The 18,225-nt window shown below is 63.9% G+C and carries 18 protein-coding genes and 2 pseudogenes; 10 read left to right on the forward strand and 10 right to left on the reverse strand.

Annotation, left to right across the window (positions count from 1 at the left end; genetic code table 11):
* Positions 1-141 precede the first annotated feature (141 nt).
* The 9 genes from F3J14_RS20450 to F3J14_RS20490 form a co-directional block, all read right to left on the reverse strand.
* Positions 142-708 (reverse strand): hypothetical protein, encoded by a 567-nt coding sequence (locus tag F3J14_RS20450; protein WP_166724568.1) that lies wholly within the window; start codon positions 706-708, stop codon positions 142-144.
* Positions 709-1,144: 436 nt separating this feature from the next.
* Positions 1,145-1,348 carry a hypothetical protein gene (locus F3J14_RS20455; protein WP_166724557.1) on the reverse strand — a complete coding sequence of 68 codons (204 nt, stop codon included), beginning with the start codon at positions 1,346-1,348 and terminating at the stop codon, positions 1,145-1,147.
* Positions 1,349-1,674: 326 nt separating this feature from the next.
* A complete protein-coding gene (locus F3J14_RS20460) occupies positions 1,675-2,064 on the reverse strand; it encodes a carboxymuconolactone decarboxylase family protein (protein WP_166724569.1) in 390 nt (129 codons plus the stop codon).
* 15 nt (positions 2,065-2,079) lie between these two features.
* Positions 2,080-3,492 carry a cytosine permease gene (locus F3J14_RS20465; protein ID WP_166724570.1) on the reverse strand — a complete coding sequence of 471 codons (1,413 nt, stop codon included), beginning with the start codon at positions 3,490-3,492 and terminating at the stop codon, positions 2,080-2,082.
* Between the two features lie 111 nt (positions 3,493-3,603).
* Complete coding sequence (locus tag F3J14_RS20470; protein WP_166724571.1) at positions 3,604-5,073, reverse strand: aldehyde dehydrogenase; 1,470 nt, start codon at positions 5,071-5,073, stop codon at positions 3,604-3,606.
* Between the two features lie 12 nt (positions 5,074-5,085).
* Complete coding sequence (locus tag F3J14_RS20475) at positions 5,086-6,123, reverse strand: LLM class flavin-dependent oxidoreductase (protein WP_166724572.1); 1,038 nt, start codon at positions 6,121-6,123, stop codon at positions 5,086-5,088.
* Positions 6,124-6,134: 11 nt separating this feature from the next.
* Complete coding sequence (locus F3J14_RS20480) at positions 6,135-7,070, reverse strand: flavin reductase (protein ID WP_166724573.1); 936 nt, start codon at positions 7,068-7,070, stop codon at positions 6,135-6,137.
* Position 7,071: 1 nt separating this feature from the next.
* The gene (locus F3J14_RS20485; RefSeq protein ID WP_166724574.1) at positions 7,072-7,890 is read right to left on the reverse strand and encodes an alpha/beta hydrolase; all 819 of its coding nucleotides are present in this window, start codon (positions 7,888-7,890) and stop codon (positions 7,072-7,074) included.
* Complete coding sequence (locus F3J14_RS20490) at positions 7,859-8,461, reverse strand: amino acid synthesis family protein (RefSeq protein WP_166724575.1); 603 nt, start codon at positions 8,459-8,461, stop codon at positions 7,859-7,861. The genes F3J14_RS20485 and F3J14_RS20490 overlap by 32 nt, the downstream gene beginning before the upstream one ends.
* Positions 8,462-8,573: 112 nt before the next feature.
* Here F3J14_RS20490 and F3J14_RS20495 point away from each other — a divergent pair, with 112 nt between their 5' ends.
* The 9 genes and pseudogenes from F3J14_RS20495 (at position 8,574) to F3J14_RS20535 (ending at position 16,944) form a co-directional block, all read left to right on the forward strand.
* Entirely contained in the window at positions 8,574-8,864 is a 291-nt protein-coding gene (locus tag F3J14_RS20495) for a DUF1330 domain-containing protein (RefSeq protein WP_166724576.1), read from the forward strand.
* A gap of 130 nt (positions 8,865-8,994) precedes the next feature.
* Positions 8,995-9,684 (forward strand): GntR family transcriptional regulator, encoded by a 690-nt coding sequence (locus F3J14_RS20500; protein ID WP_211080377.1) that lies wholly within the window; start codon positions 8,995-8,997, stop codon positions 9,682-9,684.
* A 281-nt stretch (positions 9,685-9,965) separates the two neighbouring features.
* Positions 9,966-10,418, forward strand: a pseudogene (locus tag F3J14_RS20505) (flavin reductase); the annotation flags it as partial.
* A 183-nt stretch (positions 10,419-10,601) separates the two neighbouring features.
* Complete coding sequence (locus F3J14_RS20510) at positions 10,602-11,642, forward strand: ABC transporter substrate-binding protein (protein ID WP_166724578.1); 1,041 nt, start codon at positions 10,602-10,604, stop codon at positions 11,640-11,642.
* Positions 11,643-11,783: 141 nt separating this feature from the next.
* Positions 11,784-12,668, forward strand: coding sequence for an ABC transporter permease (locus F3J14_RS20515; protein ID WP_166724579.1), 885 nt, complete (start codon positions 11,784-11,786; stop codon positions 12,666-12,668).
* A 1-nt stretch (position 12,669) separates the two neighbouring features.
* Entirely contained in the window at positions 12,670-13,470 is an 801-nt protein-coding gene (locus F3J14_RS20520) for an ABC transporter permease (protein ID WP_166724580.1), read from the forward strand.
* 11 nt (positions 13,471-13,481) lie between these two features.
* Positions 13,482-14,588 carry an ABC transporter ATP-binding protein gene (locus F3J14_RS20525; protein WP_166724581.1) on the forward strand — a complete coding sequence of 369 codons (1,107 nt, stop codon included), beginning with the start codon at positions 13,482-13,484 and terminating at the stop codon, positions 14,586-14,588.
* A gap of 11 nt (positions 14,589-14,599) precedes the next feature.
* The gene (locus F3J14_RS20530) at positions 14,600-15,307 is read left to right on the forward strand and encodes a GntR family transcriptional regulator (RefSeq protein ID WP_166724582.1); all 708 of its coding nucleotides are present in this window, start codon (positions 14,600-14,602) and stop codon (positions 15,305-15,307) included.
* A gap of 176 nt (positions 15,308-15,483) precedes the next feature.
* Complete coding sequence (locus tag F3J14_RS20535) at positions 15,484-16,944, forward strand: NAD-dependent succinate-semialdehyde dehydrogenase (RefSeq protein WP_348772005.1); 1,461 nt, start codon at positions 15,484-15,486, stop codon at positions 16,942-16,944.
* Between the two features lie 226 nt (positions 16,945-17,170).
* Here the strand turns inward: F3J14_RS20535 and F3J14_RS20540 are convergent.
* A pseudogene (locus F3J14_RS20540) lies at positions 17,171-17,339 on the reverse strand (transposase); the annotation flags it as partial.
* A gap of 248 nt (positions 17,340-17,587) precedes the next feature.
* On the opposite strand from F3J14_RS20540, the gene F3J14_RS20545 reads away from it, so the two are divergent.
* A partial coding sequence (locus tag F3J14_RS20545; RefSeq protein ID WP_166724584.1) for an MmgE/PrpD family protein occupies positions 17,588-18,225 on the forward strand: 638 nt, incomplete at its 3' end.

The raw sequence follows: 18,225 nt of genomic DNA on the forward strand, positions 1-18,225 counted from the left end.
CTACGATGACTGTAGTGGGTTGGCCGATGTAAGGAGGATTGGCTGGCATCGTTCGTCTCCGTAAATTGCCATGGCAATGGATCGCCCGGGAAATTTAAAATTTACCTTTCGTCATCTGGTTTTATGGCGACTAATTTATTTTTATTTTACAACCATTGGCCACATTCTGTGAATTACGTATATTGAAAATATAATAAAACCCACCCCCGGGCTGAAAAAAGCAGCTATGTTCGAGGCACTCCTAAGCCAGGCTGGTCCGATTCTGAGTCGAGTGTTTTGTGGATTTTGCGCAACTAGCGAGGCAGCCGACTGGATGGACGAAGCAATATTTTGAAATTCAATAAGAAATCTCTCGCCATTCGTGCCATCCTCGGACGGCACACAATACCACATGTTAATTCTCGCGATCAGGTCTTTGCCATCCCATTCCACAGCGAATGCATATTCAGACAATAGATGCCGAATTAAGTCGGGGAGCCGATCGTCATTTCTAAGATGCACTGAAATCTCTTTCGCGCCATAACCGTAAACATATACCCCGGCACCCAATTCATAATGGCGAAATATAATAGACCTCTGGTGGCCCACTCGACCAAATCCAATATCAAATTTCGCCCTCGATCGAGCCGGAATGGAAACGATCAACAAGCGCATAGCAAGAAATACTTCCGCGTTATATTTTTTTGCTAAATCGGAGAAATAATTCATCCTTCCCTCAATTTTATTGAATTGTTTTATCGATCAATGCGGCAGTTTGAATTTTTCTTCCATTATTATCTTTTTCATAATTCCCGCGATGGAGATCCCGAATTAAGATTTTCTTGCTTAACCCCATCTGCTGCAGCAACGACCGTCGATCCGCCCCCGTTCTGTATGCGATATCGAATGGACACATATTCCACAAGAGGACGGCTCGCCATGTTACATTGTGTAACACATGTCAGTTAATATGCAGAATTTCGGATTTTCAAGGGATCGTTAACCCGGATCAACAGCAATTAATACAGATTGAAAGGCAGTGGTTTGATTTCAAACCGCTCATTCGATCAGATTCCCCACGGGCTAGTGAAAGGCCGTATAAGCCTCAGTGCTCGAGCGAGGTGTCATAAATTCCTGGGCAAACGTTTTGCAAGCGACGCCGATTTCAAATAATCTCAAATTTGAAACCAATGTCGCTACACGCTAAGTGGAGAGGGCTTTCTAACTGGTCGGCAACGCGAATAGGAGAGCGAGCGGGGCCGAGGCGTTGCAACAGCTCCCATGCTTCGAGATAGCGATGCGTGGGCGTCGGCGCGAGCTGCGCATCGTGCGCCTCGAGAATCGGCTCGATTGCCGCCCGTTCGTCCATCGCCCGCACTCCCGCGCGAAAATGGATGGTTCATTGATTATCATTTAAGGGGCCGACCGCTAGGCCTTGTCACACCTAGATTAGTCTAGCCCGGTAAACCGCACCGAAATCAAGGGGAACCCGGTGCACGGATGTCGGGTTTCCAGACGGCCATCCAATCAATTGCGACGCGAACCGGTCGCTTCCAGCGGCAATCGACTTCTTACGCAGAAGAAAGTCGGTTGCGCTTGTACTCCGCGTGCGGGCTCACGCCGACTCAGGTGGCGATGCACTGCGCCGCGCGTGATCGCCCACTGTCTATCCGACTTCTTTCGAGCGATTGGTTATCATTTCAACGCACCTTCGGCCACCAGCACTTCGTGCGCGGCCTTGAACGCGCTGAGCCCGTGCGGGATGCCCGAATAGGCGGTCGCGTGCAGCAGCGTCGCCTTGATTTCATCGACGCTCACGCCGTTGTTGAGCGCGCCTTTCACGTGCAGCTTGAGTTCGTTGGTATGGCCGCCGGCCGTCAGCATCGCGAGGTTGAGCAGGCTGCGTGTCTTGCGGTCGAGTGTGTCGTCGCCCCATGCCCAGCCCCACGCCCACGCGGTGGTCGCGCGCTGGAATGACATCATGAACGCGTCGGCCTTTTCCATCGACGCATCGACGTATTCGGGGCCGAGCACTTCCCGGCGGATCGGCAAACCTTTCTGGAACAGCGCGTCGTCTTCATTCATGGTTGATCTCCTTCGTTAATCCAAAGCCCCGACGCCCCCCGGACACCGGCCGCGCGAACGCGACACGTCCTTCGACGCGAACAGGTAGCAAGCCAGCGCGGTGGCGACGAGGCCCACCATCCACGACACGTCCGCGCCACCGAGAATCGACGCCCACGGGCCGCGGAAGAAGCTCTCGTCCATGAACGGCACCTGGACCGCAATGCCGAACACGTAGATCGCGATGGCCTTGACGTTGAACGAGCCGTACACGCCGCCGTTGCTGCTGACAATTTCCGCGACGCGGTAATGCCGGTTGTTCACGAGATAGAAGTCGATCAGGTTGATCGCGATCCATGGCGCCAGCACGATGCGCAGCGCGAAGATCGCGTTAAGAAAGATCACGATGAAGTTGCTCGATGCCCACAGTGCGGTCGCGGTCGACGCCACCAGCAGCACCGCCGACACGGCGACGCGCACGTTGCGGCCGGGCACCCAGTGCGGGCGGAACGTCTGCGCGGCGGTGATGAACGACAGCACCGCACCATACAGATTCATCCCGTTGTGACCGATGATGTTGACCAGGAACAGGAAGATCAGCACGTAGCCGAACGCGCCGGTCTGTTCGCGGACCGCTTGCATCGCGTCGGTCGAATGTCCGGTGCTGACGGCGAGCACACCGAACAGGAACGCGAAGATCGTGCCCAGCGACGTGCCGAAGTACGTGTACGCGAAGGTCTTCCCGAATCCGGCGGAAGTCGGCAGATAGCGCGAATAGTCGGACGTGTAGGGTGCGAAGCTGATCTGCCACACCGCGCACAGCCCGAACATCGCAAACCAGTTCGCGAGATCGAAATGACCCTGCGCGAAGATTCGCGCGTCGAGGCCCGGCGCCATCAGCGCGATGCCGATCACGAGCGCACCGCCCATGAACCACGCGCCGATCTTGTTGAAGCGATGAATGAAGTGACAGCCGATCACGCCGACCAGCGTCGCGAGCACCGCGCCGATGACCGTCGCGACGTGTACCGGCACCGCGGGCACGGCCGTATGGAGCGTCTTGCCCGCGAGAATGATGTTCGACACGAAGAAGCCGAGGTAGATCAGCGTGGTGAATCCCACGACCAGCAGCGATCCGTATCGACCGAACTGCGCGCGGCTCTGGATCATCTGCGGCACGCCGACCAGCGGCCCTTGCGCGGAGGTGAGCGCATGAAAGATCGCGCCGAAGAACTGGCCGGCCGCGATCGCGAGAATCGCGCTCACCAGATCGAGGTGGAACACCAGCACCGACGTGGCGCCGGAAATCACGGCCAGCGGCGCGACGTTCGTGCAGAACCACAGGGTGAACAGGTCGGCCGGCTTGCCGTGCCGCGCCTCCGGGGGAACATACTCGATCGAGTTGCTCTCGATCGCGAGAACGCCGTTGTCGTTTTCCGTTTGCTTCATTCTGTCTCCATCTTTATAGCCGGGCCCGCCGCGCCACGCGCGCGGCTCGACGCGGCATGGCACAGCAGGGTCTTGTACGGCTTCGAGTGCTGCAGGCGAATGCGTTTCCGCTCAACGCATCACGAACGGATCGCTGATCGGATCGTCGGACGTGCGAAGCCACACGGACTTCGTCGTCGTGTATTCGAGCGCGGCGCTCAGGCCGCCTTCGCGGCCGTGCCCGGACAGGCCGAAGCCGCCGAACGGCACGAGCGGCGACACCGCCCGATAGGTGTTGATCCACACGATGCCCGAGCGCACGCGCTTCGATACGCGGTGAGCACGCGTGAGGTTGGTCGTGAAGATGCCGGCGGCGAGGCCGTACGCCGTGCTGTTGGCTTTCTCGATCGCTTCCTGTTCGGACTCGAACGTATCGACCGACAGCACGGGGCCGAACAGTTCGGTCGTGATGCTGTCGGCATGTTCGACGCCGGTGCAGTCCAGGATGGTCGGTGCGTAGTAATACCCGTCGCGCTCCAGCTGCTTCCCGCCGGCGAGTACCTTCGCGCCCTGTTGGACAGAACTCGCGACGACCGCCTCGATGTTGCGAAGCTGCCGCTCGGTACACAGCGGCCCGTACTCCGTTTCCCGCTCGTTGGGCGAGCCCACGCGAATACGCGACACGCGCTCGACCAGCAACGAAAGGAACTGCTCCTTGACCGACGCCTCGATCAGCAGGCGCGAGCCGGCCACGCAGCTCTGGCCGCTCGCCGCGAAGATCGCGGCGACCTGCGCATTCACCGCGCTCTGGATGTCGGTATCGGCGAACACGATGAACGGCGACTTGCCGCCGAGTTCCAGCGACACCTTCGCGAGATTGTTGGCCGTGTTCCGCACGATGTGGCGCGCAGTTTCCGGGCCGCCGGTGAACGCGACCTTGTCCACGCCGGGATGGCTGCTCAGCACCGCGCCGCATTCCGGGCCGAAGCCGGTGATGACGTTGACGACGCCCGGCGGGAAGCCCGCCTCGTGCACGAGCCGCGCGAATTCCAGCAACGGCCCGGGCGCTTCCTCGGACGCCTTGAGCACCACCGTGCAGCCGGCCGCGAGGGCGGGCCCGACCTTGACCGCGGACAGGAAAAGCTGGCTGTTCCAGGGCACGATCGCGGCGACCACGCCGACGGGCTGCCGCTCGAGCCAGACCTGCATGTCGGGCTTGTCGACGGGAATGCTGCTGCCTTCGAGCTTGTCGGCGATGCCGGCGTAATACCGGTAATACTCGGCGACATACGCAATCTGGCTCGACGTTTCCCGGATGATCTTGCCGGTGTCGGTCGTTTCGATTTCAGCGAGTCGCGGCGCAGCCTGTTCGACGAGATCGGCGAGCCGGTACAGCAGCTTGCCGCGCGCCGATGCGGACAGTCCCGCCCACGCCGGATCGGTCAACGCGCGGCCGGCCGCCGTCACCGCCCGGTTGACCTCATCGGTCCGGGCCTCCGGCATCTGCGCCCAGACGGCACCGGTTGCGGGATTGATGCTGCCGAAGGTCGCGGCACCGGGCTCGAACTGCCCGTCGATATACAGCTGAAAATGCACGTTCATGGCGTCGTCCCCTTATTGGAACGCAGGCATCACGTCGCGGATCATCCGTTCGAGCGACGCCTTCTTGCGCTCGAAGCTCATGCCGGTGTCGATCCAGAACGAGTACTCGTCGAAGCCGAGCGCTTCGTATGCCTTCAGACGCTCGATGACCTCGGCGGGCGTGCCGATCACGTTGTTCTTGCGCATCGCTTCGGGCGTATAGAACGGATGCGCGGCGATTTCCTCGTTGCTCAGCGGCTTGATCATGCCGCGGCTGATCGGCCGCTCGTTCTTGAACCACGCGCCGAAGTAGTTGTAGAACACGTTGACTTCGTCGGCGGCCACTTGCGCGTCGTCCTCGCTGCTCGCCACGTAGGTGTGACGCAGCAGCATGATCTTCGGGCGCGGCAGGTCGCTGAATTTCTCGCACGCGGCGTTGAAGTGGCCGACCAGCTTCTCGACTTCCTCGTCGCCCAGGTGCAGCGGCGTGACCTGCACGTTACAGCCGTTCGCCACCGCGAACTCGTGGCTGTTCGGATCGCGTGCGGCCACCCAGATCGGCGGATGCGGTTGCTGCAGCGGCAGCGGCGACGACGTCGTCGTCGGGAATTGCCAGAACTCGCCGTCGTGCGCGTAATCGCCTTCCCACAGTTTCTTCACCGCCGGAATGAGCTCGCGCATGCGCTGACCCGCGCCCCATGCATCGAGCCCCGGCATCAGGCGCTCGTATTCGAATGAGTATGCGCCTCGTGCGATGCCGAGTTCCAGGCGGCCGCCCGAGATGATGTCGGTCATCGCGGCTTCGCCGGCGAGCTTGATCGGGTGCCAGAACGGCGCGACGACCGTGCCCGTGCCCAGCCGTACGCGCTTCGTCTTGTTGGCGAGGTCGGCGAGGTTGATGAACGGGTTCGGCGCGATCGTAAAATCCATGCCGTGGTGCTCGCCGGTCCAGACGGCGTGCATGCCGCCGCGATCGGCGATCTGGCACAGCTCGACCATCTCGTCGTACAGCTGCTTTTGGCTGGTCTGGTCGGAGACGCGCTCCATATGAACGAAAAGCGAAAAACGCATGATGTGACCTTTCAGGAAAGAAGCGGGCGGACGGTGCCGGTGCTGTGATCGCCGAAGTAGAGGCCGTAGCTCTTCAACTGGCTCTCCCTGCGATAGCGTTCGAGCATGCTCGCGACGGCGCTGTCCTGGAACGCGCCGGTCTCGATGTCGTCGAGGCTCACGAATTCACCGGCGACCGCCACTTCGTCCGGTGCGCTGCAGAGGAACGAGATGTACTGGTAGTGCGTCTCGGTATTGTTGTAGACCGAATAAATGAAGCTTGCCGATGCGTCCGGCTGGTATTGCCGGAAGAGTTCGGCGAGCGCCTTGTCGGCGCCTTCGTTACCGATTTCCTTCGTTGGCAGCGCCCACTTGCCGTCGGCCGTTTTCACCATGAGCACCTTGTCGTCGCGCGTGATGATCGCGCTCACGATCACCTTCGGGCCGGCGATCACTTCGGCCGACAGCTTCGCCGGCGTGAAGTAGCCGCCGCGGTAATAGCCGAGCCCCGCGTAGCCCGCGGAATGGAACGCCTCGACCTTGCCGACGATGAGCGCGTGATCGCCCGCATCGATCACCGCGTGCGTCGTGCAGTCGAACCACGCGCTGACGTCGTCGATCAGCGGGTTGCGATGCGCGCTCAGGTGCCAGCCGACCTTCGCGAAGCGATCGTCGCTCGGCCGCGCGAAGGTGTTCGACAGGTCCTTTTGCCCTTCCGCGAGGATGTTGATCGCGAAGTGGCCCGTGGTGGAAAACGTCTGGAAATTGCTCGACGTCTTCGCGATGCTGACGAGCAGCAGCGCGGGGTCCAGCGACACGGACGAGAACGAGTTCGCGGTGAAGCCGAGCGGCTGCCCGTCGTCGCGCGCGGTGGTGACGATCGTCACGCCGGTCATGAACGCGCCGAACGCATCGCGCAGCTCCCGGGTGTTGATCGTCGGGGCTTCCTGGCTGGTTGCTTGGCTCATGTCACACTTCCGATTTCAAGGTTTCCGCCTGCGGCACGGTATGCAACCAGGCACGCAGGGCGCGATTGACTTCCTCGGGCGCGGTCAGGTTCACCATGTGGCGCTCGTTCTCGATCACGACGGCCTTGCCGTCATGCGCGGCCTGCGCCATCTGCCGGGCCATCTCGGGCGTCGAGTTCGGGTCGTCCGATCCGGTGAGCACGAGGGCAGGGCAGGCGATCCGGTGCCAGCCGTCCGCATACACTTCGTCGCCCTTCGCGAACGCGGTGTACGCGGTGGCATAGCCCGCCAGGTCGACGGACTGCAACCACGATTCGACCTTGCGCGCGGCGGCCTGCTGCGCTTCCTCCGCGTTGAACCAGCGCCGCAGCGGCGTATCGACATCGATCGTGCCCGAGCGCAGTTCGGCGGCGCGTTGCAGCACGGCATCGCGCGCCTGCTGCGTGCGGCGGTACACACCGTTCAGGACTGCCACGCGCTTGACCAGATCGGGCCGCGTCACCGCGACGCCGGCGGCGATCAGCGAGCCCATCGAGTGGCCGGCCAGGTTGACCGGGCCGACCTGCAGCGCCTCGATGAACTCGATCGCCCACTGCACGAACTGTTGCAGGTCGGCGTCGGTGTCGAGCGCGTCGCTCGCGCCGTGGCCCGGCATGTCGACCGCGATCACGCGGAACTCGCGCGACAGGTCGTCGATCTGCGGATACCACGCGCTCGCCTGCATGCCGACGCCGTGAATCAGCACCAGCGGTTCGCCGGCACCCTGGTCGAGATAGTGGGCGATGCGCTTATTTGACAGCGGCAGGGTTCTTGACGTCATTTCCGAGCTCTGCGAGATCTTTGTAGCGGTCGCCGATGCGGTGATGCGGCCGGCCGGCAGTGGCGGCGCCGATGGCGATGACGAGTTCGTCGGCGGCCGGTGCGTCCGGAATCGAGAACTGGAGCGTCAGGTAGTGCGAGCGGCGGCCTTCGTCGTTCTTGTCCATCATCGGGATCAGGAGCGGCGCATTGGCCGGGCCGCGCGTGTTGTTGAACGCGAGGTACGACTTGGCGCCGACGGCCGTGCGATAGGTGTTGCCGAAGTGCAGCGTGTGGATCAGCGCGGACGCATGCTCGATTTCACCGTCGAGGCCGACGATCGCGCTCTTGCCGAACGCCTCGACCGCATCGCCCGAACCGGCTTCGTCGAGGATCATCCTCGTCAGGTGTTCGCTGAGCTGCGGCGCCAGCGCGCGGATCTCCGGCGACAGGTCCTCGACGTACCCGCGACCGGCCCACGGGTTCTTGATCACGGCGACCGCCCCGATCATCTTCAGCGGCTTTGCCGCGACCTTGTCGCCATCGACGTAGAGGGTCTCGACATGGAGGACGGATTTCCGAATCAGGCTCATGGCACCTTCCTTTCGTGCGTTGATTGTGGGATTCATTGTGGTATACCATGTTACGGCATGCCATGAGTGTTAACCCGTGCCGGGAAAATTCCCGAAAGAGTGGAGGTGGAAAATGACGGCGTACTGGATTGCCCACGTGCAGGTGCTGGACCCCACGAAGTACAAGGACTACACGGACATCGCGCCGCAAGCGTTCAGGAAGTTCGGCGCCGTGTTCCTGGCGCGCGGCGGCGCATCGCAGGTGCTGGAAGGAGAGGCGTTCGAGCGCCACGTTGTGATCCGGTTTGCCGACATGCAAACGGCGCTCGCGTGTTATCACTCGCCCGAATACCAGGCGGCGAAGGCGAAGCGGGACGGGCATTGCCGCGCGCAGGTCGCGATCGTCGAGGGGCTGGAAGGCTGATCGCGTGGCTGACGACGTACTCGCGGCGCGGGATGGAAAGCTCTGACAGTTAGGTCATAATATGGCATTCCATGCGTGCGCCCGGCTTCTGGCCGGCCGCAGGCCAATACCCGTTTCCAGAGTGCCGCCCATGCAAGACCTCAAAATCGACCGCAATGCCAAGACGTTGCGCGAACTGACGCTCGACAAACTGCGCGGTGCGATCGTGCAGGGCTATTTCCGGCCCGGTGCGCGGCTCGTCGAACGTACGCTGTGCGACGAGCTCGGCGTGAGCCGCACGGTGGTGCGCGAGGTGCTGCGGCATCTGGAGACCGAAGGGCTGGTCGAGACCGTGTCGCGGCAAGGGCCGGTGGTCGCGCGGCTCGATCCGGCGCAGGTCGGCGAGATCTACGAATTGCGTGGCCTGCTCGAAGCCAACGCCGCGCGCGCGTGCGCCGAGGGCGCGACACCCGAGGTCGTGCGGCAACTGCGCGAGGTCCGCGCGGTGATCGAGGATGCGTTCGAGAAGCAGGAGCTGCCGCGTGTGCTTGAGTACACCGAGCGCTTTTACGAAACGCTGTTCGAAGCGGCCGGAAAGCAGGTGTCGCTGACGGTCGTCAAGACGCTCAATGCGCGTATCAACCGGTTGCGCGCGCTGACCATCGCGATGCCGGGACGCGGCGGCGATTCGAACATCGAGATGAACCGCCTGCTCGACGCGATCGAGCGGCGCGACGGCGAGGCGGCTTCGGCGGCGTCCGCCGCGCACATCAAACGGGTTTCCGAGCTGGCGCTGTCGGCACTCGCGCGGCAGCAGGACGAGGCAGTCAGCGACAACTGACCGAACTCCCGGCGCGGGATCGACACGCGCGCTTGAACAGTAAAGGCCGCCGGCGTCATGCCGGCGGCCTTTTGTTTTTGTTTTTGTCTGCCAATTCGGTCGGCTAGACTCATGGTATTCCATAATACGATGTTCATTGTTGTAGCCCATAAGATGGCATACCATAATCTCATCAAACCACGCAGTGAGCACGGGAGTACGCCATGACCGAACCGACGACCGCACCAACCGCGCAGCAGGTATTCGACACGCGCGGATTCAGCCGCGCCGTCGGCGCGTTCGCGTTGTCCGCGGCCGGCGCGCGTGCGCAGGTGGGCGCGATTCTCGAACATCGTGACGGGCTGGTGCTCGTCGATACGCCGCAAGGCCTGCGCTTGCCGACCGGCATCCGGCTCGAACCGGCGAGCGACGCGGCGAGCCTGCGCGGCGTGCTCGCGAAGCTCGGCCTCAACGCGCATCTCGACTTCCTGTTCGCCGTATTCGAATCGGCCGGCGAGCGCGAGCCGGGCGTCCATATCTATTACCGCGGCCGCGTGATTCCCACCGCTTCGCCGTGGTTCGACAGCAGCATCCGCATCGTGCCGCTCTGGCAGGTGCCGTGGGACGAGATTACCGACACCGCCGTGCGCTCGATGCTCGAACGCTACGTGCACGAGCGCCGGCAGGACGCGTACGGCATCTATGTCGGCGACACGGAAGCCGGCACGGTGCAGCCGCTCGCGCTCGCGCACTGACGGCGCCGGTCAGAACCGGCGTGCTGCGTGCGGATGGCCTCAACGCCACCGCGGCTGCGACACGACGATGAACAACAAGATCAAGCAGCCGGCGCGGCTGGCGCTGCCGGTGTGAACACAGGTATTCGAATGGCTGCCGCCCTGGTGGCCGCGAGCCGCAACCGTTTCCCCTGGAGAGTGACCATGAGCAGCAGAAGCAACCCGCGTTTCGCAGCATCACGCCTCGCCTGTATCGCCCCGCTGGTCGCGCTGTGCGCCGCACCGGCGCTGGCGGCGGACCCGATCGTGTTCACCAGCTGGGGCGGCACGACCCAGTCGTCGCAACAGAAGGACTGGGCGCAGCCGTTCACGCAGGCGAGCGGCATCAACGTGCTGATGGACGGGCCGACCGACTATGGCAAGCTCAAGGCGATGGTCGACAGCGGCAACGTGAGTTGGGATGTGGTCGACGTCGAAGGCGACTTCGCCTACGCCGCGGAGAAGGCCGGCCTGATCGAGCCGATCGACTATGCGGTGGTGAAGAAAGCCGAACTGGATCCGCGCTTCGCGACCACTTCCGCGGTCGGCAGCTTCTATTACTCGTTCGTGCTCGGCTACAACAAGGCGAAGTACACGAGCGCGCAGCCGCAAAACTGGGTTGACCTCTTCGATACCAAGCGCTTCCCGGGCAAACGCACGTTCTACAAGTGGGCGGCGCCGGGCATGCTCGAAATCGCGCTGCTCGCCGACGGCGTCGCGCCGAACAAGCTGTATCCGCTCGACCTCGACCGCGCGTTCAGGAAGCTCGACTCGATCAAGGGCGACATCGTCTGGTGGAGCGGCGGCGCACAGTCGCAGCAGCTGCTGGCGTCGGGCGAGGCGCCGATCGGCATGTTCTGGAACGGCCGCCTGCATGCGCTCGCGCAGACCGGCGTGCCGGTCGGCATGTCGTGGAACCAGAACCTGACTGCCGCCGACATGCTCGTGATCCCGAAGGGTGCGAAGCATCGCGACGCGGCGATGAAGTTCCTCGCCGCCGCGACGAGCGCGCAGTCCCAGGCGAAATTCGCGGCCGATACGGGCTATGCGCCGATCAACGTGAAGTCGGCCGCGCTGATGCCGCCGGCGATCGCCAAGACGCTGCCCGACCAATACAAGACCTCGCAGATCAATCTCGACATGAAGTACTGGGCCGAGAACCGCGACGCGATCTCGAAGCGCTGGTACGCGTGGCAGTCCAAATAAGCCCGCGCGCAACGACGTATGGATCTGAACGCGGTTCAGGAGGCCGAACCGGATCGAACCGGCCCGGCCGAGCAACGAACCTGCATGGGGCCGGCGGTAACAGGCACTGAAGTGCCGGCGCTGGCCGACCAAGGAGGCACCATGCCAAACGTATTGAGTACCGTCGCGCATCCGCCCGCGGCGGCCGCGCGCAAGCGGCGCGACTGGCGCAGCATCCGGCTATTGACGCCCGCGATGCTGCTGCTCGTGATTTTCTTCCTGCTGCCCGTTCTGTCGCTGCTGCTGCGCAGCGTGCTCGAGCCGACACCCGGGTTGCACAACTACGAGCAACTGCTCGGCTCGACGACGTATGTGCGCGTGTTCGGCAATACGTTTCTCGTCGCGACGGTCGTGACGCTCGTCACGTTGCTGGTGGGCTTTCCGATGGCGTGGCTGCTTGCCATCGCGCCGCGCAAGCTCAGTGCCGTGCTGTTCGCGATCCTGCTGCTGTCGATGTGGACCAACCTGCTCGCGCGGACGTTCGCGTGGATGGTGCTGCTGCAGGGGACCGGGCCGATCAACCGCGCGCTGATGGCGATGGGCGTGATTCACGAGCCGCTGTCGCTCGTGAACAACCTGACCGGCGTGACGATCGGCATGACCTACATCATGCTGCCGTTCCTCGTGATGCCGCTGCATGCCACGCTGCGCGGCATCGACCCGTCGACGCTGCGCGCCGCCGCGGTGTGCGGCGCGAGCCGCTGGCAGGCGTTCTGGCGCATCCTCGTGCCGCTCGCGATGCCGGGCGTCGCGTCGGGCGCGCTGATGGTGTTCGTGATGGCGCTCGGCTACTTCGTCACGCCCACGCTGCTGGGCGGCCCATCCTACATGATGCTCGCGGAACTGATCGCGCAGCTCGTGCAGGAACTGCTGAACTGGGGCCTCGCCGGCGCCGCGGCATTCGTGCTGCTCGCCGTGACGCTCGCGCTCTATGCGTTGCAGCTGCGCTTCACCAACAGCGCGCACGCCACCGCCGGAGGTCGCTGACATGTTGCTCGATTTCGATCGCCTGGGCGCGCTGCGCTGGATTCTCGTGGCCGTGGGCGCGGCCGTTGCGCTGTTCCTGCTGTTGCCGATCTTCTTTATCGTCGCGCTGTCGTTCGGCGATTCGCAGTGGCTCATCTTTCCGCCGCCGGGCTGGACGCTCGAATGGTACCGGCAGCTGTTCACCGAGGCGGGGTGGATCGACTCGCTGCTGACCAGCGCGAAGCTGGCGGTGATCGTCACGGCGCTTTCGGTGGGGATCGGGTTTCTCGCGTCGCTGGCGCTCGTGCGCGGCAGGTTTCGCGGCCGCGAGGCCGTGCGGGGCTTCTTCCTCACGCCGATGGTGCTGCCCGTCGTCGTGCTTGCCGTCGCGCTCTATGCGTTCTTCCTGCGCATCGGCCTGAACGGCACGATGACCGGTTTCGTGATCGGCCACCTGATCATCGCGCTGCCGTTCTCGATCATTTCGATCAGCAATTCGCTCGTGAGCTTCGACACGGCGCTGGAAGACGCCGCGCTGATCTGCGGGGCGTCACCGCTCACGGTGAAGCTGCGGGTCACGCTTCCGGCGATCCGGCTCGGCCTCTTTGCCGCCGCGATCTTCGCGTTCCTCGCGTCGTGGGACGAAGTCGTCGTGTCGATCTTCATGTCGAGCCCGACGCTGCAAACGCTGCCCGTGCGGATCTGGGCGACGCTGCGGCAAGACCTGACGCCGGTCGTCGCGGCCGCGTCGTCGCTGCTCGTCGGACTGACGACCGTATTGATGCTGGCGGGCGCCGTCGTGCGCCGCGCACGCGCTAACTGAGGTAACACGCCATGACTGCATTCCTGCAAATCCAGCGCCTGCGCAAGACCTACGGCGATGTCGTCGCGATCGACCAGGTATCGCTCGACGTACGCAAGGGCGAATTCATGACCTTCCTCGGACCGTCGGGTTCGGGCAAGAGCACCACGCTCTACATCGTCGCGGGCTTTCAGGAGCCGACCGACGGCCGCGTGCTGCTCGACGGCAAGTCACTGCTGTCGGTCGCGCCGAACCAGCGCAACATCGGGATGGTGTTTCAGCGCTATACGCTGTTCCCGCATCTGACCGTGGGCGAGAACGTCGCATTCCCGCTGCGGGTGCGCCGCCGTCCCGATGCGGAAATCCGCGCGAAAGTGGAGCAGATGCTGAAACTCGTGCACCTGTCCGAGTGCCGCGACCGGATGCCCGCGCAGCTCTCCGGCGGGCAGCAGCAGCGCGTCGCGATCGCGCGTGCGCTCGCGTACGATCCGCCCGTGCTGCTGATGGACGAGCCGCTCTCCGCGCTCGACAAGAAGCTGCGCGAGGAAATCCAGCTCGAATTGCGCCGCATTCACCAGGAAACGGGCGTGACGATCCTGTATGTCACGCACGACCAGGAGGAGGCGCTGCGCCTGTCGGACCGCATCGCCGTGTTCAACCAGGGTCGCATCGAGCAGGTCGGCACCGGCGAGGAGCTCTATGCGAACCCGGCGTCGCGCTTCGTCGCGAGCTTCATCGGCAACTCGAATTTCCTGCCGGTCAAGGTGACGAAGCACGGCGACGGCCGCATCGGCGGTGTGTTGCCCAACGGCCTCGAGATGGCGTCCGACATGTTCCATCCGACGCTCTCCGCCGGCGACGAAGGCGCGCTGATGATCCGCCCCGAACAGATGCGCATCAGTTCGCTGCAGCGCGCCAGCGGTGCGAATGATGCGAGCGGCAACGCCGGCCTGCCCGTGACCGTGCGCGACGTCACCTATCTCGGCGATGCGATGCACTACGCGGTGGCGACACCGTGGCAGCAGGAAATCTCGATCCGCATGCCGGCCGCGCATCGGCACGACAACGGCATCGTGATCGGTGCGCAGGCGCTCGTCGACTGGGACGCGCGCGACGTGCGCCTGTTCGCGCAAGCCTGACGGCGGCGGCCATGAGTCCCGCACTGCCGTCCCTGAAAGTCCAGCGGCCCACCGCCACGCTGCGCGAGCTCGCGCTCGAGAAGATGCGCACCGCGATCCTCGACGCGCATTTCCAGCCGGGCGAGCGGCTGGTCGAGCGCTCGCTGTGCGAAATCCTCGGCGTGAGCCGAACCGTCGTGCGCGAGGTCCTGCGGCACCTGGAAACGGAAGGGCTGGTCGACTCGATCCCGAACCAGGGGCCGATCGTCGCGATCCTCGACTTCGACACGGCGGCCGAGATCTACGAAATACGCGCGTTGCTGGAAGGCGAGGCGGCGATGGCCTGCGCGCAGCATGCCGACGAATCTCTCGTCGCGGATCTCTCTGCCTGTATCGACCAGATCCGGCAAGCGTTCGACGCACAGGATCACCAGGCGGTGAAGGCGCTCACGTCGGCTTTCTACGAGCGCATGTTCATGGCAGGGAAAAAACATGTCGCATGGGAGATCGTGCAGACGCTGATTGCGCGGATCAATCGGCTGCGCGCGCTGACGATCGCGTCCGACGATCGCGGGCACCAGGCCGTCGAGGAGATGCGCGAGATTCTCGCGGGTATCGCGACGGGCAACGGCGTGGCGGCGCGCGACGCTGCCATCGCGCACGTGCATCGCGTGGCGGAGATCGCGCGCAAGCTGCTGGCCCACGGTCACGAGAATGCGTCGTGGCGTCAGGCGGGGTAGTGCGCTTCTCGTCACCACTACTTTGCATTGCGAATCGAGCGGTGAATTTGAGAAGGATGACGAATGCTGCATCCGCGTCCTGGCGTCGCTGCCGACCATCATTGGAAATTTTCGGTATCCGCGGCCCGGGTTGTCCGCGGGCCGCCTGATGCATTTTTATCCCGGAAGGAACGATTGTGGAATTGACAACGCTGTTGAAGGATCCGGCGCTCTTGCGTCATCAGGCTTATATCGACGGTCAATGGTGCGAGGCCGACTCGGGGGAGCGCTTCGACGTGCTCGACCCGGCGACGGGTAAGACGCTTGGCAGCGTTCCGCTGATGGGCGCGGCAGAGACGACCCGCGCGATCGACGCCGCGAATGCCGCATGGCCGGCGTGGCGCGCAAGGACCGCGAAGGAGCGCGCGCGCATCCTGCACCGCTGGTACGAGCTCATGATCGAGCACACTGACGATCTCGCGCTGATCCTCACGGCCGAGCAGGGCAAGCCGCTTGCCGAGGCGAAAGGCGAAATCGTCTACGGGGCTTCATTCATCGAATGGTTCGCCGAAGAGGGCAAGCGCGTGGCCGGCGATACGCTCGCGACACCCGCGTCGGACAAACGGCTCGTGGTCGTCAAGGAGCCGGTGGGCGTGTGCGCGGCGATCACGCCGTGGAATTTCCCGAACGCGATGATCACACGCAAGGTGGGGCCGGCGCTCGCGGCCGGCTGCCCGATCGTCGTGAAGCCGGCCGAAGCGACGCCGTTCTCGGCGCTCGCGCTGGCGGTGCTTGCGCAGCGTGCGGGCGTGCCTCCCGGCGTGCTCAACATCGTCACCGGCGACCCGAAGGCGATCGGCGGCGCGATGACGAGCAGCCCCGTCGTGCGCAAGCTGTCGTTTACCGGCTCGACCGGCGTGGGGCGGTTGCTGATGGCGCAAAGCGCGCCCACCGTGAAGAAGGTGACGCTCGAACTCGGCGGGAATGCGCCGTTCATCGTGTTCGACGATGCCGATCTCGATGCCGCCGTCGAAGGTGCGATCGCGTCGAAGTACCGCAACAACGGGCAGACGTGCGTGTGCACCAATCGCTTCTACGTGCACGACCGGGTTTATGACGCGTTCGCCGCGAAACTGGTGGCGGCGGTGCAGGGTCTGAAGGTCGGACACGGCACCGAAGGTGGCGTGACGCTCGGGCCGCTCATCAACGACGCGGCGGTCGACAAGGTCGAGGCGCATATCGCGAACGCCCTCAGCAAAGGCGCGACGCTCGCGACCGGCGGCAAGCGGCATGCGCTCGGGCATGGCTTCTTCGAGCCCACGGTCCTCCTGAATGCCACCGCGCAGATGGACGTGGCGACAGAGGAGACCTTCGGACCGCTCGCGCCGCTGTTCCGCTTCTCGAGCGACGACGAGGTGGTGCAGCTCGCCAACGACACCGAGTTCGGGCTCGCCGCGTACTTCTACAGCCGCGACATCGGGCGCGTCTGGCGGGTAGCAGAGCAGCTCGAATACGGGATGGTCGGCATCAACACGGGCCTCATTTCGAACGAGGTCGCTCCGTTCGGCGGCGTGAAGCAGTCGGGGCTCGGTCGCGAAGGGTCGCACTACGGCATCGATGATTACCTCGTCATCAAGTATCTGTGCATGGCGGTTTGATCGTCGGTTCGCTTGACTGAAAGGGGGCACGCTGACATGAATACGTGGCCGTCCAAAAACGCCGAACTCACGCGCGATCGCGCGGGAAGCACGATCGTCGACGCAGGCGACACCGCCGGCATCGACATGCCGGCCCAATATGGGTCGGATCGTAGGTAGGAAGCCCTCCGCGATTGAGGGAGTCTTACCTGGCGGGCCCTGCCGACCGGTGGTTGTAGACGGCTGCCTTCCGTCGGCGCGCTTCCGATACCTCCATGCCACAGAACTTCCCGCGCGACGTGTAGAACGAGGCGTCACTGAAACCGTGGTTCCTACACAGCGCCGTCACCCGCATGCCAGCCTCGGCTTTCTTCAGAAACCCGATAATTTTTCTCTTCCGTAAAACGCTTCTTCATGTTCGCCTTCTTCTCCGAAAACGAACTTCACTAGGTACTGACTGGCCCGGTTTGCTGGGGCAGGTCATGGGAGCGAAGTTACCTACCTCCGTTCAAGCAACGCCGAATACGCGATATAGAAAGCTCGAATACTTGGTTGGGCACGCGCGGATGCTTCGCTAGTATCCAACGCTCCCATCCGAGCAGGAACCGGAAGGTTCCCGGCTGCGCCGCCCGTTGCGGCATTTCGCGACTTTCCCACTGCTGACATGTCTCCCCCCTTGATTCCCGACGGCACGGCCGGCGGCGTCACACGCCCGCTGGCGGCTGCGATCGCGTCCTCCGAGCCCGCGCGTGATCCGTCCACCATCGCTGCCGCGCGGCGCGGCGTGCTCGACTTCCTTGCCGCCGCGTTCGCCGGCGCTCGCGACAACGGTTACCGCAAGCTGCTGGCGGTGTGCGGTCGCGATTCGGCCGGCGCAGCAGCGGTGATCGGCAGTGCGACACCGGCGTCGCCGCAACATGCCGCGCTGCTCAACGGCTATGCAGGCCACGCGCTCGACTACGACGACGTGCACAGCAGCGTGCGCGGCCATCCAGGCACCGTGCTGCTGCCGGCGCTGCTCGCGCTCGCGCAGGTGCGCGCACGCAGCGCGCTCGAACTGCTCGACGCATACGTCGTCGGCGTCGAGACGATGGCTAGAGTCGGTCTCGCGCTCGGCAGCCGCCACTATGAACTCGGCTTCCACAACACCGCGACGCTCGGCACGCTCGGTGCGGCCGCCGCCGCGGCGCGTCTGCTCGGGCTCGATGCGGAGGCCACCGAAAACGCGCTCGGCGTCGCTGCGACGCAATCGGCCGGGCTGCGGCTGCAGTTCGGCAGCGAGGTCAAGCCGTTGCACGCGGG

Source organism: Burkholderia sp. Tr-862, from assembly GCF_011753085.1.
Taxonomy (GTDB): Bacteria; Pseudomonadota; Gammaproteobacteria; order Burkholderiales; family Burkholderiaceae; genus Burkholderia; species Burkholderia ambifaria.